This window comes from Tessaracoccus luoxuelianae, assembly GCF_054483915.1.
The window spans coordinates 2,182,463-2,204,213 of sequence record NZ_CM137013.1 but is presented as its reverse complement, the minus strand read 5'-3'; the positions used below and the strand labels follow the sequence as shown (position 1 = coordinate 2,204,213).

Here is a 21,751-nt window from a genome sequence, read left to right as displayed (position 1 = left end):
GACCCATGTCAGAGGATTCGCTGACCGGCGTGTCGCGGCTGGTGACCGGCCCCGAGCAGCCGCGGTTGCGGATGCGGCACAGGCTGGCCCGTCTCGGCGCGGTGCGCTCCAAGTCCGCCGTGCTGGACCCGCTGTTCAGGATCGTGAAGTCCAACCATCCCAAGGCGGATCTCGACGTGATCGAGCGCGCCTACCGGGTGGCCGATCAGTGCCACGAGGGGCAGAAGCGGAAGTCGGGGGACCCGTACATCACCCACCCGCTGGCCGTGGCCACCATCCTGGCCGAGCTCGGGATGACCGAACCGGTGCTGGTTGCCGCGCTCCTGCACGACACCGTCGAGGACACGCCCTATTCGCTGGAGCAGCTGCGCCTGGACTTCTCCGACGAAGTCGCGCGGATGGTCGACGGCGTCACGAAGCTGGACAAGCTGACCTACGGGGAGACGGCCAAGGCCGAGACGATCCGCAAGATGATCATGGCCACCTCCGAGGAGGTGCGGGTCCTGGTGATCAAGCTGGCTGACCGGCTGCACAACATGCGCACGATCGGCTTCCTGAGGCCGGACAAGCAGGTCCGGATCGCCACCGAGACGCTCAACATCTTCGCCCCCCTCGCCCACCGGCTGGGCATGAACACCATCAAGTGGGAACTGGAGGACCTGTCGTTCTCCGTCATCGAGCCCAAGGTCTATTCGGAGATCGTGGACATGGTGGCCCAGCAGGCCCCCTACCGCGAGCGGTACCTGAGGGAACTGATCGCCGAGTTCCAGAATCTGCTCAGCGAGGCGAAGATCACCGCCACCGTCTACGGCCGGCCCAAGCACTACTACTCGATCTACCAGAAGATGATGGTTCGCGGCCGCGACTTCAAGGAGATCTACGATCTCATCGGGCTGCGGGTCCTCGTCCAGGACACCGCCACCTGCTACGCGGTGCTCGGGGTGGCGCATGCGGCGTGGAAGCCCATCCCCGGCCGGTTCAAGGACTACATCGCCGGGCCGAAGTTCAACCTGTACCAGTCGCTCCACACCACCGTGCTGGGCGCCAACAACGAGCCCGTCGAGCTGCAGATCCGCACCCACGAGATGCACCGTCGTGCCGAGTACGGCGTCGCGGCGCACTGGAAGTACAAGGCGGACCTCCGCGAGGGCGTCACGCCTGAGGAGGCCGGCCTGCGCGCCATGCACCAGCTTGGCGTGATGTCGAAGGAGACCGAGGACCCCAGCGAGTTCCTCGACTCGGTGATGTTCGAGATCAACTCCGACGAGATCTACGTCTTCACGCCCAAGGGCGAGGTGATCGCCCTGCCGCTGGGTGCCACGCCCGTGGACTTCGCGTTCGCCGTCCACACCGAGGTGGGTTACCGGTGCATCGGCGCGCGCGTCAACGGCCGGCTGGTCGCGCTCAGCACACGGCTGGCCCAGGGCGACAAGGTAGAGATCCTCACCTCGAAGGCCGAGGGTGCGGGCCCGAGCCGTGACTGGCTTGGCTTCGTCGTCTCCAGCCGCGCCCGGCAGAAGATCAAGGCGCACTTCTCGCGCGAGCGCCGCGACGTGGCGATCGAGCAGGGCAAGGATGCGCTGGCCAAGGACCTGCGCCGCACCGGCATCCCGATGCAGCGCCTCCTGACGCTGGAGAACCTGACGGCCGTGGCCAACGAGCTGGGCCTCAAGGACGTTCCCAACCTGTACGCGGCCATCGGGGAGGGGCACCTCGGCTCCCAGGGCGTGGTGGAGAAGCTCATCGTGCTGCACGGTGGCGAGGAGGAGACCGTAGACACGGTCACCGAGGACGTCGTGGTGCGGCAGCGCAGACGCCCGGTGCGCGACGGCGCGCATATCCTGGTCGACGGCGACAGCTCGGTTGCCGCGAAGTTCGCCAAGTGCTGCTATCCGTTGCCCGGGGACGAGATCATCGGATTCGTCACCCGCAGCGAGGGGGTCTCCGTGCACCGCGCGGACTGTTCCAACGTGCCTGCGCTGATGAAGGAGCCGGAGCGCATCGTCGACGTTGCGTGGTCCGGCCACGAGCAGGGTGCGAGTTTCCTGGTGACCATCCAGATCGAGGGAATCGACAGGGCACGTCTCCTGTCGGACGTCTCGTCGGTGCTGTCCGAGCAGCACGTCGACATCCTCGCGGTCAACATCACCACCAATAAGCAGCGCCAGTTCAGCGGCCGGATGACGTTTGAATCGGCAGATCCGACGCACCTGCAGCATGTGATCCGTCAGGTGCGCCGGGTCCCGGGTGTCTACGACGTGTATCGGGTGGCCGGTTAGCCCGTGAAGTCCGCGAGGGTCTCGCGGGCCTGCTCCAGCCAGCTCTGGTACGTCTCGATGGACTGCTTGGCGTCCTTGGCCCGCTTCGCGTCGCCCTTGGACTCGGCCGCGGCCAGGTCCTTCTCGAGCTTGGCGATCTGCGCCTCGAACATGGCGACGGTGTCCTGGGCTCGCCTGCGCGCCTCCGGATCCGTCCGGCGCCACTCGTCGGCCTCCATCGTGGCCATCTTGTCCCCGAGCGCACGCACCCGGGCGTCCAGGTCGCGCATCGCGTTCCGCGGCACGTGACCGAGCAGGTTGAGCTTGGCCAGGAAGTCCCGGTGGATGGTCTTGGCGGCCTCCACGTCCGTGACACCCTCCAGGTCCTTCTCCGCCTGCTCGACCAACGCCAACCGGGCCGCGAGATTCTCCGCCTGCTCGCCGTCGACGGCGCTCTGCGCCGCCGTGCGCGCGTCGAAGAAGGAGTCCTGGATGGCGCGGAACTTCGCCCAGAGGGCGTCGTCCTCGGCGCGGCGGGCGCTCCCGGCTGCCTTCCAGCGCTGCATCAGGTCGCGGAACGCGGCCGACGTGGCGCCCCAGTCCGTTGAGGTGGCCAGCGGCTCGGCCTCGGCGATGATGGCCTCCTTGGCCTCCTTCGCCCCGTCGCGGCGCTGGTTCAGCTCGCCGAAGTGGGTCTTGCGTCGGCGCGTGTACTGCGTGCGGGCGGAGGAGAAGCGGTGCCACAGCTCGTTGTCCGTGGCGCGGTCCACACGGGGGAGGGCCTTCCACTCCTCGAGCAGCACGCGGAACCTGTCCACGCCGCCGCGCCAGTCGTCACCCTCAGCCAGCTTCTCGGCCTCCTCGACCATGGCCTCCTTGGCGGCCACCGTGACGGAGTTCTGCTCCGCACGCTGCGCCTTCCTGGCCTCGATCTGGGCCGGGAGCACCTCCAGCAGGGCGTCGAGGCGGCGGATCAGGGCCTCCAGGTTCCCGACGGCGTTGGCCCCGGTCACGTTCGTGCGTGCGGTGCCGATCGCGGAGCGCGCCTCCTCCGGAGACATGGCCTGGGCGGCCACCCGCGATTCGAGGAGGCCCACCTCCGCGGCCAGATTCTGGAAGCGCCGAACGTAGAACGCCATGGCTTCATCAGGGGTGGAGTCGGGGATCTGCCCGACACTTCGTTCGGTGTCACCCACGCGGACGTAGACCGTGCCGTCGGCATCGACACGGCCAAAATCGGAGGGCGCTTGCGATTCGCTCATGGGCCCAATCTAGCCGTATAGGGTGTCGTCGTGCTCATCCAGCCCATCCAGGTGTCGCCCTGGCAGTCCAACTGTTATCTCGTCTCGCCGCACGAGGACACGGCGGAGTGCATCATCGTCGATCCGGGCATCACGGCGGCCGAGCCGGTGCTGGCGGCAGTGGCCGAACGTGGGCTGAGTCCGGTGGCGCTGGTGGCCACCCACGGCCATCTGGACCACGTTGGAGACGCGCACCTCCTGGCGTCCCACTGGAGCATTCCTCTGTACCTGGCGAAGGCCGATCAGCACCTGCTGGTACGGCCAGGCGACGGCCTCGGTGCCCAGGGGGGTCAGCTCATGCGTCAGCTCACCGGCTCGGACACGCTGCCGCCCGTGGCCGACGTGCGTGACTTCGAGGGCCCGATCACGCTGGCGCGGATCCTGGTGACACCGTTCCCGGCCCCCGGCCACACGTCGGGCTCCACCCTCCTGGAGTTCACGTCCGCGCGCACCTCCGTGGTGTTCACCGGCGACGTGCTGTTCGCGGGCACGATCGGGCGCACCGACCTGCCCGGCGGTAGCATGTCGGAGATGCGCGAGTCGCTTCGGCGCATCGCCACGCACTTCCCGGCCGAGACGCCGCTGCTGCCCGGCCACGGCCAGCCCACCAGCATCGGCCAGGAGCTCAACTCGAACCCCTTCCTGCAGCCGAACCCCTTGTGAGGAACCCTGTGTCCCGCCCCAAGCCGCTCAGCGGTTACCCCGAGTTCCTCCCCTCCGGACGGATCATCGAGAACCGCGTCCTCGACGTCGTGACCAGCACCTTCGAACTGCACGGCTTCGCGCCCATCGAGACCCGCGCCGTCGAACCGCTGGCGCAGCTGGCCCGCAAGGGAGAGATCGAGAAGGAGATCTACGTGGTGCGCCGGCTCCACGCCGAGGCCGGCGACGCCGACGAGTTGGGCCTTCACTTCGATCTCACCGTCCCCTTCGCGCGCTACGTGCTGGAGAACGCCGGCCACCTGGCGTTCCCGTTCCGCCGCTACCAGGTGCAGAAGGTGTGGCGCGGGGAGCGCCCGCAGGAGGGCCGGTACCGCGAGTTCACCCAGGCGGACATCGACATCGTGGGGCAGGACGCGCTCGCGGCGCACCACGACGTCGAGATCCCGCTGGTGGCCGTCGACGTCTTCGAGAAGCTGCACCGAGACCTCGGCCTCCCGCCGGTCTCCCTCCACGTCAACAACCGGAAGCTCTCCGAGGGCTTCTACCTGGGCCTGGGGATCGAGGACACCGCTGCCGTGCTGCAGCGGGTGGACAAGTACGACAAGATCGGGCCTGCGGCCGTCGCGGAGCTGCTGACGGCCGAGGTGGGTCTCTCCGAGGCCCAGGCCCGCGCCTGCGTCGCCCTGGCGGGCATCTCCGCCAGCGACGAGTCCTTCGTCGACGATGTGCGCGCCCTCGGCGTGACGCACGAGCTCCTGGAGGTCGGCCTGGAGGAGCTCTCCGCCCTGGTCCGTGTGGCGCGCCGGTCCGTGCCCGACCGCGTCGTCGCCGACCTCAAGATCGCCCGCGGGCTGGACTACTACACCGGCACCGTCTACGAGACGTTCCTGGTGGGCTCCGAGAGGCTCGGCTCCGTCGCCTCCGGCGGCCGCTACGACTCGCTCGCCAGCGACGGCAAGGTGACCTTCCCCGGCGTCGGCTACTCCTTCGGCATCACCCGCATACTCGTCCCGCTGATCGGCAAGGGACGGCTCGTCTCCTCGCGCAGCGTGCCGAGCGCGGTCCTGGTCGCCGTCGACGACGAGGAGTCGCGTGAGCGGGCCATCGCGGTCGCGGCGCTGCTGAGGTCGCGGGGGATCGCGGTGGAGGTCGCCCCGAAGGCGGACAAGTTCGGCAAGCAGATCCGCTTCGCCGAGCGCAGGGGCATCCCGTTCGTGTGGTTCGGCGCCGGCTACGAGGACTCCGTCAAGGACATCCGCACCGGCGCACAGGTGGCCGCCTCGCCGGACACGTGGCAGCCACCCCTGGAGGACCTCCGGCCCTCAGTCGGGGCCCCGGAGGACTGAACCGGGCCTCACCAGGTACCGGGCCCGGGCGGCGAGCCGTTACGATGTCGGGGCCAGCTGCACTGTCTATGCAGCGCAACGAGAGGAATACCGTGATCCGCACCCACGACGCAGGGGCGCTCCGCGCCGGGCACGCAGGAAACCAGGTCGTACTCGCCGGATGGGTGGCCAAGCGCCGCGACCACGGCGGTCTGGCCTTCATCGACCTGCGCGACGCCTCCGGGCGCGTCCAGGTGGTCATCCGCGACGAACTCCTCGAGGCCACCGGCGCCCATGACCTGCGCAACGAGTACTGCATCAAGGTCACCGGCGTCGTCGAGATCCGCCCCGAGGGCAACAACAACCCGGACCTCCCCACCGGCGAGATCGAGGTGGCCATCACCGAGCTCGAGGTCCTCAACACGTCGGCTCCGCTGCCGTTCCAGATCGACGAGCGGGTCACCGTCGGCGAGGAGGCCAGGCTGAAGTACCGCTACCTGGACCTCCGCCGTCCGGCCCCGGGTGCGGCCATCCGGCTGCGCTCCGAGGTCAACAAGGCCGCGCGGCGCGTTCTGGGGGATCGCGACTTCGTCGAGATCGAAACCCCCACCCTCACCCGCTCCACCCCCGAGGGCGCCCGCGACTTCATCGTCCCCGCCCGCCTGGCGCCCGGATCCTGGTACGCGCTCCCGCAGTCCCCCCAGCTGTTCAAGCAGTTGCTCATGGTGGCGGGCATGGAGCGCTACTACCAGATCGCGCGCTGCTACCGCGACGAGGACTTCCGCGCCGACCGCCAGCCGGAGTTCACCCAGCTCGACGTCGAGATGAGCTTCGTGGACCAGGACGACGTGATCGAGCTGGGCGAGGCCCTCATCAAGGAGATCTGGGCGCTGATCGGGGCGGAGCTGGAGACTCCGTTCCCGCGGATCACCTACCTGGACTCCATGGACCGGTACGGCTCCGACAAGCCGGACCTCCGCTTCGACCTCGAGCTCACGGAGCTCACCCAGTACTTCGCCGACACCACCTTCCGCGTGTTCCAGGCCCCCTACGTGGGCGCCATCGTGATGCCCGGCGGCGGCTCGCAGCCCCGCCGCACCTTCGACGCCTGGCAGGAATGGGCCAAGCAGCGCGGCGCCAAGGGCCTGGCCTACGTCACCCTCGACGAGAACGGCGAGCTGGGCGGGCCCGTCGCGAAGAACCTCTCCGACGCGGAGCGCGCCGGGCTCGCGGAGAAGACCGGCGCCAAGCCGGGGGACTGCATCTTCTTCGCCGCCGGCGCCCGGGCCGCATCCCAGGCGCTGCTCGGTGCAGCCCGCAACGAGATCGGTGAGCGCTGCGGACTCATCGACGCGGATGCCTGGAGCTTCCTGTGGGTGGTTGACGCGCCGCTGTTCAAGCCAACCTCCGATGCGAAGGCAGAGGGTGATGTCGCGGTGGGTGAGGGCGCCTGGACGGCGGTCCACCACGCCTTCACCTCCCCCAAGCCGGAGCACCTGGACACGTTCGACACGGCCCCCGGCGAGGCGTTGGCCTACGCCTACGACATCGTGTGCAACGGCAACGAGATCGGCGGAGGGTCGATCCGTATCCATCGCCGTGACGTGCAGGAGCGCGTGTTCAAGGTGATGGGCATCGGCGCCGAGGAGGCCCAGGAGAAGTTCGGCTTCCTCCTCGACGCCTTCCAGTTCGGTGCGCCGCCGCACGGTGGAATCGCCTTCGGCTGGGACCGGATCGTCGCGCTGCTCAGCAGGTCGGACTCGATCCGTGACGTCATCGCGTTCCCGAAGAGCGGCGGCGGCTTCGACCCGCTGACCCAGGCGCCGGCCCCGATCTCCGTGCAGCAGCGCAAGGAAGCGGGAGTCGACGCGAAGCCCGAGGCGAAGGGCGTCACTGCCTGACAGCGACGCTCCGGTGCGCGGACCGCGAGTCGATGCCCGGGCGGCCGCGGTCGACGCAGCGCCCCTGGGGTCTTTGACCACCCAAACCGTCTCGGGCTCGGTCTTTCGATGCGCGGAGTCGAAAGCCGATGCCCGGGCGGCCGCGATCGACGGATCTTGCTGCTGCTCTGGCCTCGCGGGGCTCGGGTGGTTGAGGCCGCCCGGGCATCGGCTTGCGCCTCCCCGCACTGGTTCGGCGGTGGCGCGGCCCGGTCCGGGTGCGCCTCGTCAGGGCGGCCCTGGCGCAAGTTCGTCCAAGCGGGACGCCAGTTGGGCGATCGTCGGGCTGGGCATCACTGCGCCGAGCCGCCCCCACGAGTCGCGCCCTCATCTGCGGCTCTCCCGCGGGTTGAGCCGGGCCGAGCCGCGAAGCGGCGCAGCCCGCGTCGACTTGGGTTGAGCCGGGCCGAGCCGCGAAGCGGCGCAGCCCGCGTCGACGCGAGGGTGTAGCAGGACCCAGTTGAGTTTCAGGACCGGCGTGACCCGACAGGAATTCGGTCAGCCGCCGAGGATGTTGGGGACGCTGCGCGGGCGAAGGACGAGCCACAGCGCGGAGGTGGCCAGCAGCGCGCAGATCAGGATCCCCATGCCCATCGGCACGGCGCTGGTCATCGCGAACAGCCCGATCAGCGGGCCCACCGTCGACCCGACCACCTGAGTGACGGCACCCATCAGGGAGGCTGCAGTCCCGGAGTGCTGGCGATGGTTGTGCAGCAGGAGGATCTGCCCACAGGGCGCGGACAGGCCGAACCCGAAGGTCAGGATCCACAGCGCGGGCACCAGGGGCACGAAGCCGACGTTCGCGGCGTCAACCACCAGCACCGCGACACCCGACGTCACCATCAACGACGTGGCCAGGACCAGCACCCACTGCGGACCCCAGCGCTGCGCCAGCCGGCTGCCGAGTTGGACGCCGACGAAGACGCCGAAGGAGCAGATCGCGAAGACCGTGCCGAAGCCTCTCGGGGAGAGGCCGTACACCTCCTGCAGGAGCACCGACGAGCTGGCCACGTAGGAGAACAGCGCGCCGAAGGAGAATGCCGCCACGAGGATGGCTCCCAGCGCCATCCGGTCGGCGAACACCGCCCGGAAGGCCAGGCCGACCGGCTTCAGCCCACCGCGGGCCCGCTCCGACGGCGGCCGCGTCTCCACCGTCATCACGACGATGAGCACGATCACGACGGAGCCGTAGGCCGCGAGCCCCCAGAACACTCCCCGCCAGTCCGTGAAGCTGACCATCCAGGAGCCGACGATGGGCGCGACGATCGGCGCAAGGCCGGAGATCAGGGCAAGTCTCGACAGCATCACCACGAGCGGGCGCCCGCTGAACAGGTCGCGTGCCATCGCCATCGCCACCACCGCGCCACCCGCCGCGCCCACGCCCTGCAGCAGCCGCATGGCCGTGAGGAACTCGATGCTGGGAGCCACCGCCACCAGCACGGAGGACACCACGTGCAGGATCGAGCAGACGATGAGAGGGAGTCGCCGGCCCAGTCGGTCACTGAGGGGGCCGACCAGCAGCTGCCCGGTGGCGAACCCCAGCGTGGTGGCCGACAGGGTCAGCTGGACCTGCGCGTCGGAGATCCCGAGGTCAGTTTTGAGCGCCGGGAAGGCGGGAAGATAGAGGTCGATGGTGAACGGACCGAGGCCCGTCAGCATGCCGAGGGTGACGATGATCGCTATGCGACGACGTCGCGAGAATGTGTTGCCGAGGTGGGAAGCCACAACGGATCATCCTAGGATGGTTTGGGATTCAAACAAACTCGGCCGGGCTAGAGTGGCGGGCGATGAGCTTCGACCTTTTCGGCAACCCGGACCCCACCCCGCCCACGCGGGGCGGCTCGCTGAGCGACGCCACCAACCCGCAGGCGCCGCTCGCCGTGCGGCTGCGGCCACGGACCCTGGACGAGATCGTCGGGCAGCAGCAGCTCCTCGCTGCGGGCTCGCCGCTGAGGCGGCTGGCCGACGGGCAGCCGATGTCGGTGTTCCTGTGGGGGCCCCCCGGGGTGGGGAAGACGACCATCGCCTCGGTGGTCTCTCAGGCCACGAACCGCCGCTTCGTCGAACTGTCCGCCGTCACCGCAGGCATCAAGGAGGTCCGCGCCGAGCTGGAGACCGCCCGCCGGGAGCTGGCCCGTGGGCACGCCACGGTGCTGTTCGTCGACGAGGTGCACCGCTTCTCCAAGGCGCAACAGGACGTGCTGTTGCCGGCGGTGGAGAACCGGCTGGTCACCCTGATCGCCGCCACCACTGAGAACCCCTCGTTCTCGGTCATCTCGCCGCTGCTGTCGCGTTCGCTGCTGCTGCGGCTCCAGCCACTCACCGCCGCAGACCTGGGCGCGTTGCTCGATCGGGCGTTGACCGACGAGCGCGGGCTCCGTCGCGCCTCGGGGGAGCCGTTCGTGTTGACCGGCGAGGGCAGGGACCTCATCCTCCGGCTCTCCGGCGGTGACGCGCGGCGCGCGTTGACCTACCTGGAGGAGTCCGCCGCGGCCGCTGTCGCCCTGGGACGAGAGGAGATCGACGAGGCCGCCGTCGAGTCCTCCGCGGACAGGGCGGCCGTGCGCTACGACCGCGACGGGGACCAGCACTACGACATCATCTCGGCGTTCATCAAGTCCATCAGGGGCTCGGACGTCGACGCGGCGCTGCACTACCTGGCCCGCATGCTGGAGGCCGGCGAGGACCCCCGCTTCATCGCGAGGCGGCTGATGATCTCCGCCTCGGAGGACATCGGCATGGCCGCCTCGGGGGTGCTGCAGACGTGTGTGGCGGCCGCCCAGTCCGTGCAGCTGCTGGGGATGCCGGAGGCTCGGATCACCCTGGCGCACGCCACGGTCGCGGCGGCCACCGCGCCGAAGTCCAACGCGGCCTATCTCGCTCTCGACGAGGCCATCGCAGACGTCAGGCGCGGCAAGGGCGGGCTCGTCCCCGCCCACCTCCGCGACGCCCACTACGCCGGTGCGGAGAAGCTGGGCCACGGCCAGGGCTACCGCTACCCGCACGACTTCCCGCACGGCGTCGTCGCCCAGGCCTACCTGCCCGAGGACCTTGAGGGCACCGAGTACTACCGGCCCACGGCCCACGGCCAGGAGGCCGCCATCGCTGAGCGCGTCTCGCTGCTGCGCGGGCTGCTGGCGGGAGAGCCGTCGGCTAGAGTTACGCCGTCCGTAGATCCAAGGAGGACAGGACCATGACCGTTGGAGACATCGCCGCTCTGATCGCCGCGATCGCGCTGTGCGTGCTGGTGGCACTGTTGGCCGTGCCGCTGCTCAAGCTGAGCCGCGTGCTGGACGAGGCGCGCCTGACGGTGCGCGACGTCGGCCACAACTCGGTGCCCATCCTGCAGGAGCTCAAGGGCACCGTCGTGGCCACCAACGAGGAGCTCGCCAAGCTCAGCCTGGTGACCGACGACGTGAGCAAGGCCTCCGGTCACGCCACGGTGGTCACCGAGAACGCCGCCCAGATGTCCACCCTGTTCGCGGCCACCCTCGGCGGCCCGCTCGTCAAGACAGCTGCCTTCAGCTACGGCATCCGCAAGGCCTTCCATGGACGGAAGAAGAAATGAGCCGCCTGTTCTGGATCATCGTCGGCGCCGGGCTGGCCGTCTTCCTGATGCTCCGCGGCAAAGAACTGCTCCATCGGCTGACCCCCAAGGGCGTCCAGGAGCAGGTCGTCGAAAAGGGTCACGAAGCCGCAGCAAGCTTCGGTGACTTCATGGGGACATTCCGCACCGCCATGTCCCAGCGCGAGGCCGAGCTCCGCCACGAGCTCAACATCCCCGCCACCACCCACTGACCACTCAAGGGACCCCTCAATGAAGACCTCCGAGATCCGGAGCCGTTTCGTCGACTTCTTCGCCGCGAACGGCCACACGGTGGTGCCCAGCGCGTCGCTGCTCTACAACGACCCCACGCTGCTGTTCGTCAACGCAGGCATGGTTCCCTTCAAGCCGTACTTCCTCGGGGACGAGCCTGCACCGTTCAAGCGGGCCGTGTCGTCGCAGAAGTGCGTCCGGACGCTGGACATCGACGAGGTGGGCAAGACCACCCGACACGGCACGTTCTTCCAGATGCTGGGCAACTTCGCGTTCGGCGACTACTTCAAGGAAGGCGCCATCAACTACGCCTGGGAGCTGGTCACAGGTTCCGAGGCCGACGGCTGCTGGGGCTTCGACCCGGACAAGGTGTGGGTGACCGCGCTCTACGGCGATCAGGAGACCATCGACCTCTGGCAGCAGGTGGGCGTGCCCCGCGAGCACATCCAGGAGCGTGGCCTGAAGGACAACTACTGGCACATGGGCGTCCCCGGCCCCGGTGGGCCCTGCTCCGAGATCTACATCGATCGCGGACCGGCCTTCGGCGCCGACGGCGGGCCCGAGGCGGACGAGGACCGCTTCCTCGAGATCTGGAATCTCGTCTTCCAGCAGGAGGAGCTCTCCGCGGTGCGCAAGAAGGACGACTTCGACGTCCTCCGGCCCCTGCCCAGCCAGAACATCGACACCGGCTCCGGCCTTGAGCGCGTCGCCCTCCTCAAGCAGGGGGTGGCCAACATGTACGAGATCGACGAGGTGTTCCCGGTCATCGCCAAGGCCGCCGAGCTCTCCGGGCGCGCTTACGGCGCGGACCCGGCAGACGACGTGCGCTTCCGCGTGGTGGCGGACCACGTGCGGTCCTCCCTCATGTTGATGACCGACGGCGTCACCCCCGGCAACGAGGCGCGCGGCTACGTGCTTCGCCGCCTGCTGCGCCGGGTGATCCGCTCCATGCGCCTCCTCGGCGTCGGCGATCCAGTGTTGGGTGAGCTGCTGCCGGTGTCGCGGGATCTCATGCGCGTCTCCTACCCCGAAATCGACGAGAACTGGACCCGCGTGTCCCAGGCCGCGGCAGCGGAGGAGGAGTCCTTCCGCCGCACCCTCCAAGCCGGCACGGTCATGTTCGACACGGCGGTCGCCGAGGCCAAGGGACGCGCGGCGTCGTCGCTGGCCGGGCCCCAGGCGTTCCAGCTGCACGACACCTACGGCTTCCCGATCGATCTGACCATGGAGATGGCCTCCGAACAGGGCCTGAACGTGGACCGGGCGAAGTTCGACGAGCTCATGAAAGAGCAGAAGGAACGCGCTCGGGCCGACGCGAAGGCCAAGAAGGGCGCGGCCACCTCCATGGACGCGTACCGGGCGCAGCGCGACCGCGGCGAGGTTCCGTTCCTCGGCTACACAGACCTGGACGTGTCCACCCGCATCCGTGGCATCATCGCGGACGGGACCGCCGCTGACAGGGCCCTCGACGGCACCACCGTCGAGATCGTGCTGGAGGAGACCCCCTTCTACGCTGAGGCCGGAGGCCAGGACGCGGACCGCGGCACCATTGTCGGCGAGGGCTTCACCCTCGAGGTGCTCGACGTCCAGAAGCCGGTGCCCGGGTTGACGGTGCACCGCGTGGAGGTCTTCGGGGAACTCACCCTCGGCTCCGCCGCGGACGCGCGGGTCGACGCCGCAGCCAGGCACGGCGCCAGCCAGGCCCACACGGCCACCCACATCGTGCACGCGGCGCTGCGGGAGCTGGTCGGCCCCACCGCCACCCAGGCCGGGTCCTACAACAAGCCCGGCTACATGCGCTTCGACTTCTCCTCGGCCAAGGGGCTCTCCGAGCAGCTGAAGTCCGAGGTGGAGGCCCGCGCCAACCAGGCCATCGCGGACAACTTCGCCGTCACAGCGCAGCAGATGCCGCTGGAGCAGGCCAAGGCGCTGGGCGCCATGGCCATGTTCGGCGAGAAGTACCCCCCGATGGTGCGCATGGTGGAGCTCTCCGGCCCATGGTCGCGTGAGCTGTGCGGCGGCACCCACGTGGCCACCACAGCCGAGATCGGCGTGCTCAACCTCCTCACCGAGTCCTCGATCGGCTCGGGTGTCCGGCGGGTGGAGGCCCTGGTGGCCCACGACGCGTTCGCGAAGTTCGCGGCCGAGCGGGCGCTGGTCTCGCAGCTGACCGACACCCTGCGGGTTCAGCCTGACCAGCTCGTCGGGAGGGTGGAGCGCCTCGTCGCCCAGCTGAAGGAGGCGGAGAAGCACATCGCCGCTCTCAACTCGGAGCGCCTGCTTGCCACCGCGTCGTCGCTGGCCGAGCGCGTGCAGGACGTCGCCGGCGTGCGGTTCCTCGGACTCGAGGTGCCCGGTGTCGCGGGCGCGGACCTGCGCACCCTGACGCTGGACCTGCGCGAACGCCTGGGTTCGGCCGCCGCGGTGGTGGCGCTCGTGGGCGGGACTGACAAGCCGAGCGCCATCGTCGCCACCAACGACGCGGCGCGCGGACTCGGGCTGCGGGCCGGCCAGCTGATCGGAGTCGCGTGCGCGGCGCTGGGCGGTAAGGGCGGCGGCAAGGACGACCTCGCCCAGGGCGGCGGCACGAACCCGTCGGCGGCCCCCGAGGCGATCGCCGCTGTGCGGCGAGCCCTGGAGACGCGTGCCTGAGGGCGCCAGGCTGGGCATCGACTGGGGCAAGGCACGGATCGGTGTGGCGGCCAGCAACCGGCGCACCTCCTTCGCCTATCCCGTCGAGACGGTCGTCGCCGGTCCCGACGAGTTGCGCAGGCTCGCGGCCCTGATCGCCGAGCACGACGCCGACGTTGTCTACATCGGGCTTCCGCTGACGCTCGCCGGGACTCACGCCCTGGCCGCCGAGTACGTCTCGGCGAAGGCAGCAGCCTTGGCCGCGGCGGTCTCTCCCATCCCGGTGCTGCTCGTCGACGAGCGGATGAGCACGGTGTCGGCATCACGTAGTCTGGGGAGCGCGGGCCGCCGGGCCAAGCACCAGCGCAGCGTGATCGATCAGGCCGCGGCCGTCGAGATCCTCCAGAGGGCCATCGACGCCGAGGAGCGCCAGGGGGCACCGGTCGGGGAGCCCGCGCTGGAGGAGGAATCGTGAGCCCACGTTTGGTCGACAACGACAGCGCGCTGAACTGGCGCAAGATCGGTTACTACGGCCGCAGCGCGTTCGCCGTGCTGCTGTCGCTCGCGGTCCTGGTGGGCGGCGGCTGGTTCGTCTACGACAAGGTCAACGACGCCTACATCGCCTGGCGCACCGAGGACGACTACCTCGGCGAGGGCCTGGAGCCGGTGCAGGTCGTCATCCCCAGCGGTGCCACCATCACCCAGATCGGCGACCTCCTGGTGGAGGCGGACGTGGTGAAGTCCACCCGCACCTTCCGGCAGGTGGCCCAGCGCAGCGGCGAGTCGAACCAGCTGCAGGCAGGCCGCTTCAACCTGAAGACGCAGCTGCCTGCCCAGACCGCGTTCGACATGCTGCTGGATCCAGCCAACCAGCAGCGCCTGATGGTGACGCTGCCGGAGGGAACCACGACCCTCGAACAGATCTCCTACATCACCGAGAAGACGGGGCTCACCGCGGAAGAGCTCACCGCGGCGGCCACGGACACCAGCGCCTTCCCGCTCCCTGCCTATGCCGCTGGAAGGCTGGAGGGTTTCCTCTTCCCCTCGACCTACGCGGTGCAGGAGCCACCTCAGGCGGCGGCCATCCTCGCCAGTCAGGTGAAGCAGTTCAACGTCATCGCCGAGGCGATCAGCCTGGAGGGACGCGCTGCCGAGATGGCGGTGGAACCCCTCAGCGTGGTGACCATCGCCTCGATCATCGCCAGCGAGGTCAACCAGGCTGAGGATCAGCCGAAGGTGGCGGCCGTCATCTACAACCGCCTGGAGCAGGGAATGCCGCTTCAGATGGACTCCACCGTCCATTACGCGGTGGGGAAGTCCGGCCGGGTCACCACCACGGCCGAGGACCGGGCCACCGAGTCGCCCTACAACACCTACCTCAACACCGGCCTCCCGCCGGGACCGATCAGCAACCCTGGCCAGACGGCTTTGGAGGCGGCGCTGGCCCCGGCAGACATCGCCTCCCTGTTCTTCGTGACGGTGGACCTGGACACGGGCGAGACCCGCTTCGCGGACACGCTCGAGGAGCACAACGCCAACGTCGCGCTCTTCCAGGCGTGGTGTCAGGCCAACACGGGCCGATGCTGAGGAGACGCTGCGGGGTGATCGGGGATCCGGCCGGGCACTCGCTCTCGCCGGCCATCCACCGCGCCGGCTATGAAGCGAACTCACTGGTGTGGGCCTACGAGGCCTACAGCGTTCCCCCCGCGGAGCTTGACGGCTTCGTCCGGGCGCGGATCCAGGATCCGGTCTGGGCGGGCCTGAGCGTGACCGCCCCGCACAAGGAGGCCATCCTCGCCTTCGGGGAGGCCGACGAGCCCACCCGGCTGCTGGGCGCGGGCAACACGATCGTTTTCGGCGGCGAGGGTGCGCGGGTGTTCAACACCGACGTGCCCGGCTTCGTCCGCGCGTGGCGTGCGCATGGGCTGGACTCGCCCACCACGGCAGCCATCCTCGGCAACGGCGCCACCGCCCGCTCGATCCTCCTGGCGCTGGCCGGGCTCGGCATCCGGGAGGTGCGGATCCTGGCCAGACGCCCGGAGCGCGCCGCCGGGATCCTGGAACTGGCTGCCACCCTGGGGGTCTTCGCCGAGGTACACGGCCTGGACGAGGCCCCCGTCGATGTGGATCTGCTCGCCAACACCATCCCCGCCGCCGCCACGAGGCCGCACGCCCCCGCCCTGGCCGGGGCGGCGAAGGTGATTTTCGACGCTGTCTACGACCCATGGCCGACGCCCCTGGGTGAGGCGGCCGCCACGGCAGGACGCGTCGCGTTGAACGGTCTGGACCTGTTGGCGGGTCAGGCGGTGGACCAGTTCTTCCTCCTGACCGGCGCCCGCGTGAGCTTCGAGGCGTGCCGGTCCGCCGCCGAGCAGGAACTGAGGCGCCGCGCCGGTCTCTGACACAATGGCGCGCATGCTTCGTTACCTCACCGCCGGCGAGTCCCACGGCCAAGCGCTCATCGCGACCATGGAGGGCATCCCCGCCCACGTGCGCGTGGGCGTCGACGAGATCTCCACGAACCTGGCCCGCCGCCGGCTCGGAGTGGGCCGGGGTGCCCGGATGAAGTTCGAGGCGGACGAGGTGACCCTCCTGGGAGGCTTCCGCCACGGGGAGACGATGGGCTCACCGATCGCCATCATGGTCGGCAACACCGAGTGGCCCAAGTGGCAGCAGGTGATGGCCCCCGGTGAGGTGGACGCCGACGAACTCGCGGCCCTGGCCCGCAACGCCCCGCTCACCCGGCCCCGCCCCGGGCACGCGGACCTCGCGGGCATGCAGAAGTACGACTTCGACGAGGCCCGGCCCATCCTCGAACGCGCCTCCGCACGGGAGACCGCGGCGCGGGTGGCGCTCGGCACCGTCGCCCAGGCCTTCCTGCGCCAGGCGCTGGGCATCGAGGTGCTGAGCCACGTCGTCGAACTCGGCCCCGTCCGGGCCACCCGTGCCGACCTGCCCACCGCATCGGATCTGGCCGCGATCGACGCGGACCCCACGCGCTGCTTCGACCCGGAGGCCGCCCAGGCGATGCTGGCAGAGGTGGAGGCGTGCCACCGCGACGGCGACACCCTCGGCGGCGTGGTGGAGGTGGTGGCCTGGGGGCTGCCCCCAGGCCTGGGCTCGCACTCCCAGGGAGACCGCCGCCTCGACGCGCGCCTCGCCGGCGCGCTGATGGGCATCCAGGCCATCAAGGGAGTCGAGCTGGGCGACGGCTTCGGCCTGGCGCGCCGCCGGGGCTCGGCCGCCCACGACGAGATCCTGCCGGGCGCGGACGGAATCCAGCGAGCCACCCACCACTCCGGCGGCACGGAGGGCGGCATGTCCACAGGCGAGGTGCTGCGGGTGCGGGCCGCCATGAAGCCCATCGCCACCGTGCCCAGGGCCCTGCGCACCATCGACACCTCCACCGGCGAGGCCGCCGCCGCGCACCACCAGCGCTCCGACGTCTGCGCCGTCCCCGCGGCGGGGGTGGTCGCCGAGGCGATGGTGGCACTGGTCCTCGCCGAGGCGGTGCTGGAGAAGTTCGGCGGGGACTCGGTGGGTGAGACCCGCCGCAACGCCGACGGCTACCTGGCCGATGTCGCGGCGCGCGGGCTCAGGATCGACCGATGACCATCGTGCTCATCGGCGCTCCCGGCGCCGGCAAGTCCACGGTTGGTCGACGCCTGGCCAAGAAGCTCGGGAAGACGTTCGTCGACGTGGACCAGCGCATCGAGGACGTCGTGGGCAAGCCCGTGGCGGAGATCTTCGCCGACGAGGGCGAGGCGCACTTCCGTGCGCTCGAGCAGGACGCCACCCTTGAGCTGCTCCAGACCTACGACGTGATCGCGCTGGGCGGGGGAGCGGTGATGAACCCGGCCATCCGCCAGGCACTCGACGGGCACGACGTGATCTGGCTCAAGGTCTCCATCGGCCAGGCCACCAGGCGCGTGGGCATGAACACGGTCCGGCCGCTCCTTCTCGGCAACGTGCGCGGCAGGTTGATCGAGCTGCTGCGCGAGCGCACCCCCGTCTACGAGGCGCTCGCCACCCAGATCCTCGACACCGACGGCCGCGGAAGCTCCGAGCTGGCAGACACCCTGGCCGCGGAGCGGGGTGCCCCGTGAGCGTCCGCGTCGATTCCGCGCTGGGCCCCTACGACGTGCACATCGAACGCGGCGCCGTCGACCGGCTGCCAGGCCTGCTACGCGACGCGGACCGCGTGGCGCTGATCCACGCACCGTCCGTCTCCGCCACCGCCCGGGACATCGCGCTCCGCCTCGAGGTTCCGGTCACCCTGATCGAGGTCCCGGACGCGGAGCGGGCCAAGACACCCGAAGTACTGGCCAGATGCTGGGACGCGGTGGCTGCGGCCGGACTCACCCGCAACGACCTCATCGTCGGAGTGGGCGGCGGCACCACCACGGACCTGGCGGGATTCGTCGCCGCCACCTGGCTGCGCGGCGTGGCCTACGTGAGCGTGCCGACGACCGTGCTGGCGATGGTGGACGCCGCCGTCGGCGGGAAGACCGGGATCAACCTCGGCGCGGGTAAGAACCTTGTGGGGTCCTTCTACGAGCCGCGCGCCGTTCTGTGCGACCTGGCCCTGCTGGACACCCTCCCCTCCCGCGACGTCCGAGCCGGCCTCGCCGAAGTGGTCAAGTGTGGCTTCATCGCCGATGCCCGCATCCTGGAGCTCGCCTCCGAGGACCTGGCCGACAGCGCCGACGTCGCCGGCGCGCGCTTCGCCGAGCTGGTGGAGCGCGCGGTCGCGGTGAAGGCCACCGTCGTGGCCGTCGACTTCCGCGAGGCCACCTCGACGGGGGCCAGCGTCGGCCGGGAGGCGCTCAACTACGGCCACACCCTCGGGCACGCCATCGAGGCGCACGCGCACTTCTCCTGGCGGCACGGCGACGCGATCAGCGTGGGCATGGCGTGGGTGGGGCGGGTGTCGCGGGAGATCCTCGGCCTGCCCGCGGAGGCCGTGGGCCTGCACGACGAGCTGCTCGGCGGCCTCGGCCTCCCGCTGCGCTACCAGCCCGACGCCTACCCGAGGCTGCGCGAGCTGATGAGCCTCGACAAGAAGGCCCGGGGCTCGCGGCTCCGCCTGGTGGGCCTGGAGGCGCTGGGCAGTCCCAGGATCATCGACGACCCGCCCGAGGACGTGCTCAGCGCCGCCTACCGCGAGCTCGGCTGAACCCATGGTCGACGTCCTGGATGCCCTGACCGCGGCGCTCACGCTGAGCCCGGCCGGCCTCGCCGGGGCCGGCGCATGGGCCGCGATCGGAGTCGCGGCATTGGCGGGCCTGTCGACGATGCTGGGCTACAGCGCGGTCCTGACGCTCAACCGCATCGGCGGCCTCCGGCTGCTGTCCACCCTCCTGCTCAACGCCACCGTGCTGGCGACGCTGCGGCTCCTGCAGGTCTCCATCACCTGGGTCGTCGCCAGCCTGGTCCTGGGCCGCCCGCTGCCGTTCGTGCCCCTGGTCATCGTCGGGCTGCTGTCCCTGGCCCCACAGGTGTTCGCCGTGGTCACGGCGCTCCCGCACGTCGGGCTGTTCATCGGCCGCGCGCTGGAGGCGTGGGGCTACCTGGTGCTGGTCGTCGGGGTGAGCGCCGCCTTCGACATCAGGCTGCCGCTGGCGCTGGGAGTGAGCCTGGCGGGGTGGATCATCATGCAGATGGCGTCTCGGTTGCTCAAGGCGCCGGTGAGCTGGCTGGGGTCGAAGCTCTGGACGCTCGCCACCGGGCGACCCACCATGGTGACCTCCCGCGACATCCTGGCCGGCACCCCGCTGATGCCGATCGAAGCCGACGGGGGCAGGCCGTGATCGAGTGGGTGGTCGGGATCCTGCTGATCGCACTCGTGGTGCTCGCCCTGCTGTCGCCGCTCGAGTCCGCGCGGTGGTGGGCCGACAGGGGCGAGGCGGAGCTGAGGCGCACGTTCGAGGAGTTGCCCCGCGAGATCGTGCCCGCCGAGGACGGGGCGCGTGCGCATCTTGTCTACCTGTCGGGGATCGGCGATGTGGGCGGCAACCGGCTCCTGGATCGCGAAAGCTCCTGGCTGGTCACCCTGGACGAGGCGCTCCCCGAAGTCACCGTGGTCTCGGACGTCTTCCCCTATTCCGTGGACAACCGGGGCCTGCTGCAGCGCACCACGGTGCGGCTTTGGTCTTGGCTGGACCACGGGCGCCGCGCGCGTCGGATCAGGATCCTCCACTTCCTGATCAACCTGCGCAACGTGCTGTACGTGCTGATCTCCGCGGACCCGCGCTACGGCCCAGCACACAACATCGGGCTTGCGCAGGAGATCTGGCGGTCGTTGCAACGCCACGGCTACCGGCCAGGCAGCGGTCGGCCGGTGGTCCTTGTCGGCTACTCCGGCGGCGCCCAGATGTCGCTCGGGGCGGCCTGGTTCCTCAGCCGAGCCGGGGTCCCCGTGTCGGTGATCTCGATCGGAGGTGTCTTCGGCGACGAACCCGGCCTGGACCGGATCGAGCACCTGTGGCACCTCATCGGCGCCCAGGACCGCGTGCAGTTGATCGGTTCGGTCGCCTTCTCCGGGCGGTGGCCCACTGCCCCGTTGTCCTCGTGGGGACGGGCGAAGCGCGAGGGACGGGTGACGTTGCGCACCATCGGCGACATGCGCCACGACGGCGGGGAGGCCTACTTCGGGCGGCGGGCGATGGGGGCCGACGGCCGGACCCACGCCGAGACCACCCGCGACGAGGTGGTGGCCATCCTCTCGACCCTCGGGCACGATGGGGAACATCCCAGCGGCGTCGGGTAGACTTCCGCGTTGGCCTGACAGCCCCCGAAGAACCCGCGAAGGAGACCCCTGCATGGCGTCAACCAACGACCTGAAGAACGGAATGGTGCTCGACCTCGACGGTCAGCTGTGGCAGGTGCTGTGGTTCCAGCACCACAAGCCGGGCAAGGGCAACACGGTGGTGCGTTCGAAGCTCAAGCACGTGATGACCGGCAAGATCATCGACCGGACGTTCAACTCCGACACCAAGGTCGACACCGCCACCGTGGACCGCCGCGAGATGCAGTACCTGTATCTGGACGGTGATGACTACGTCTTCATGGACAACACCTCATTCGAGCAGTTCCACGTCTCCGTGGAGACGCTGGGCGAGGCCAAGGACTACCTGCTGGAGAACCAGACGGCCGTCGTCGCCACCCACGAGGGCACCCCCCTGTTCGTGGAGCTGCCGGCCGCCGTCGAGCTCGAGGTCACCTACACCGAGCCCGGCCTGCAGGGGGACCGCTCCACCGGTGGCACCAAGCCCGCCACGCTGGAGACCGGCAAGGTCATCCAGGTGCCGCTGTTCATCACCACCGGCGAGCGCATCAAGGTTGACACCCGAGACGGCTCCTACCAGGGCCGCGTCAGCTCCTAGTGGTCACGGCGCCCCACTACACGGCCCAGACGAAGGCCCGCAAGGCTGCCCTGGACATCCTGTTCCAGGCGGAGCTGCGCGGGGACTCGCTGGCCGAAACGTTCACCGAACAGCGGTCACTCTCCGGCGGGGTGACGCGCGAGCTCACCACCCGGATCGTCCTGGGCGTCGCCGAACACCTGCGTGACATCGACCGGAGGATCTCGCAGTGCACCTCCGACGGATGGCCTCTTGAACGGATGCCGGCCGTGGACCGTAACCTGGCCCGGATCGCCATCTACGAACTCGACTACTCGGACGTCCCGCCGGCGGCGGTCATCTCGGAGGCCGTCCGCCTCGCGGGGGACCTGTCCACCGACGAATCACCGGCCTTCCTCAACGGCCTGCTCTCCACGGCCCTGGCGGCCAAGCCGACCACGAACTGACTAACA

At 69.9% G+C, this 21,751-nt stretch carries 20 protein-coding genes; 18 read left to right on the top strand and 2 right to left on the bottom strand.

Annotation, left to right across the window (positions count from 1 at the left end; all coding sequences use genetic code 11):
* The first annotated feature begins 5 nt into the window (after positions 1-5).
* A complete protein-coding gene (locus ACX1D1_RS09985) occupies positions 6-2,279 on the top strand; it encodes a RelA/SpoT family protein (protein ID WP_459054461.1) in 2,274 nt (757 codons plus the stop codon).
* Here the strand turns inward: ACX1D1_RS09985 and ACX1D1_RS09980 are convergent.
* Complete coding sequence (locus ACX1D1_RS09980; protein WP_459054460.1) at positions 2,276-3,520, bottom strand: DUF349 domain-containing protein; 1,245 nt, start codon at positions 3,518-3,520, stop codon at positions 2,276-2,278. The genes ACX1D1_RS09985 and ACX1D1_RS09980 overlap by 4 nt on opposite strands.
* 30 nt (positions 3,521-3,550) lie before the next feature.
* Between ACX1D1_RS09980 and ACX1D1_RS09975 the strand changes: the two genes are divergently transcribed.
* From ACX1D1_RS09975 to aspS, 3 genes are all read left to right on the top strand, one after another.
* Positions 3,551-4,222, top strand: coding sequence for an MBL fold metallo-hydrolase (locus ACX1D1_RS09975; protein WP_459054459.1), 672 nt, complete (start codon positions 3,551-3,553; stop codon positions 4,220-4,222).
* Between the two features lie 8 nt (positions 4,223-4,230).
* The gene (hisS, locus tag ACX1D1_RS09970; protein WP_459054458.1) at positions 4,231-5,568 is read left to right on the top strand and encodes a histidine--tRNA ligase; all 1,338 of its coding nucleotides are present in this window, start codon (positions 4,231-4,233) and stop codon (positions 5,566-5,568) included.
* A 92-nt stretch (positions 5,569-5,660) separates the two neighbouring features.
* Positions 5,661-7,448, top strand: a complete 1,788-nt coding sequence (aspS, locus tag ACX1D1_RS09965) for an aspartate--tRNA ligase (RefSeq protein ID WP_459054457.1) — start codon at positions 5,661-5,663, stop codon at positions 7,446-7,448.
* A gap of 537 nt (positions 7,449-7,985) precedes the next feature.
* Here the strand turns inward: aspS and ACX1D1_RS09960 are convergent.
* Positions 7,986-9,212: a multidrug effflux MFS transporter gene (locus tag ACX1D1_RS09960; RefSeq protein WP_459054456.1), complete on the bottom strand. Its 1,227-nt coding sequence runs from the start codon at positions 9,210-9,212 to the stop codon at positions 7,986-7,988.
* Between the two features lie 62 nt (positions 9,213-9,274).
* Here ACX1D1_RS09960 and ACX1D1_RS09955 point away from each other — a divergent pair, with 62 nt between their 5' ends.
* From ACX1D1_RS09955 to nusB, 14 genes are read left to right on the top strand one after another with little or no spacing between them, the layout of a single operon-like run.
* Entirely contained in the window at positions 9,275-10,684 is a 1,410-nt protein-coding gene (locus ACX1D1_RS09955; protein WP_182799907.1) for a replication-associated recombination protein A, read from the top strand.
* A complete protein-coding gene (locus ACX1D1_RS09950) occupies positions 10,681-11,055 on the top strand; it encodes a DUF948 domain-containing protein (protein WP_459054455.1) in 375 nt (124 codons plus the stop codon). The genes ACX1D1_RS09955 and ACX1D1_RS09950 overlap by 4 nt, the downstream gene beginning before the upstream one ends.
* A complete protein-coding gene (locus ACX1D1_RS09945) occupies positions 11,052-11,285 on the top strand; it encodes a twin-arginine translocase TatA/TatE family subunit (protein ID WP_182782694.1) in 234 nt (77 codons plus the stop codon). The genes ACX1D1_RS09950 and ACX1D1_RS09945 overlap by 4 nt, the downstream gene beginning before the upstream one ends.
* A 19-nt stretch (positions 11,286-11,304) precedes the next feature.
* Positions 11,305-13,956: an alanine--tRNA ligase gene (alaS, locus tag ACX1D1_RS09940; RefSeq protein WP_459054454.1), complete on the top strand. Its 2,652-nt coding sequence runs from the start codon at positions 11,305-11,307 to the stop codon at positions 13,954-13,956.
* Positions 13,949-14,410, top strand: coding sequence for a Holliday junction resolvase RuvX (gene ruvX / locus ACX1D1_RS09935; protein WP_459054453.1), 462 nt, complete (start codon positions 13,949-13,951; stop codon positions 14,408-14,410). The genes alaS and ruvX overlap by 8 nt, the downstream gene beginning before the upstream one ends.
* Positions 14,407-15,522, top strand: coding sequence for an endolytic transglycosylase MltG (mltG, locus tag ACX1D1_RS09930; protein WP_182782697.1), 1,116 nt, complete (start codon positions 14,407-14,409; stop codon positions 15,520-15,522). Before ruvX ends, mltG begins: the two co-directional genes overlap by 4 nt.
* Complete coding sequence (locus tag ACX1D1_RS09925) at positions 15,516-16,337, top strand: shikimate dehydrogenase family protein (RefSeq protein WP_182782698.1); 822 nt, start codon at positions 15,516-15,518, stop codon at positions 16,335-16,337. Before mltG ends, ACX1D1_RS09925 begins: the two co-directional genes overlap by 7 nt.
* 13 nt (positions 16,338-16,350) lie before the next feature.
* The gene (gene aroC, locus ACX1D1_RS09920) at positions 16,351-17,547 is read left to right on the top strand and encodes a chorismate synthase (protein WP_182799911.1); all 1,197 of its coding nucleotides are present in this window, start codon (positions 16,351-16,353) and stop codon (positions 17,545-17,547) included.
* On the top strand, positions 17,544-18,041 hold the full coding sequence (locus tag ACX1D1_RS09915) for a shikimate kinase (RefSeq protein ID WP_459054452.1): 498 nt from the start codon (positions 17,544-17,546) through the stop codon (positions 18,039-18,041). The genes aroC and ACX1D1_RS09915 overlap by 4 nt, the downstream gene beginning before the upstream one ends.
* Positions 18,038-19,111 carry a 3-dehydroquinate synthase gene (aroB, locus tag ACX1D1_RS09910; protein WP_459054451.1) on the top strand — a complete coding sequence of 358 codons (1,074 nt, stop codon included), beginning with the start codon at positions 18,038-18,040 and terminating at the stop codon, positions 19,109-19,111. The genes ACX1D1_RS09915 and aroB overlap by 4 nt, the downstream gene beginning before the upstream one ends.
* Positions 19,112-19,115: 4 nt before the next feature.
* A complete protein-coding gene (locus ACX1D1_RS09905) occupies positions 19,116-19,745 on the top strand; it encodes a hypothetical protein (protein WP_182782702.1) in 630 nt (209 codons plus the stop codon).
* Positions 19,742-20,704: a hypothetical protein gene (locus ACX1D1_RS09900; protein ID WP_182782703.1), complete on the top strand. Its 963-nt coding sequence runs from the start codon at positions 19,742-19,744 to the stop codon at positions 20,702-20,704. The genes ACX1D1_RS09905 and ACX1D1_RS09900 overlap by 4 nt, the downstream gene beginning before the upstream one ends.
* A 52-nt stretch (positions 20,705-20,756) precedes the next feature.
* Complete coding sequence (gene efp, locus ACX1D1_RS09895) at positions 20,757-21,320, top strand: elongation factor P (RefSeq protein WP_182799914.1); 564 nt, start codon at positions 20,757-20,759, stop codon at positions 21,318-21,320.
* Positions 21,320-21,745, top strand: a complete 426-nt coding sequence (gene nusB / locus ACX1D1_RS09890) for a transcription antitermination factor NusB (protein WP_182782705.1) — start codon at positions 21,320-21,322, stop codon at positions 21,743-21,745. Before efp ends, nusB begins: the two co-directional genes overlap by 1 nt.
* Positions 21,746-21,751: the final 6 nt, after the last annotated feature.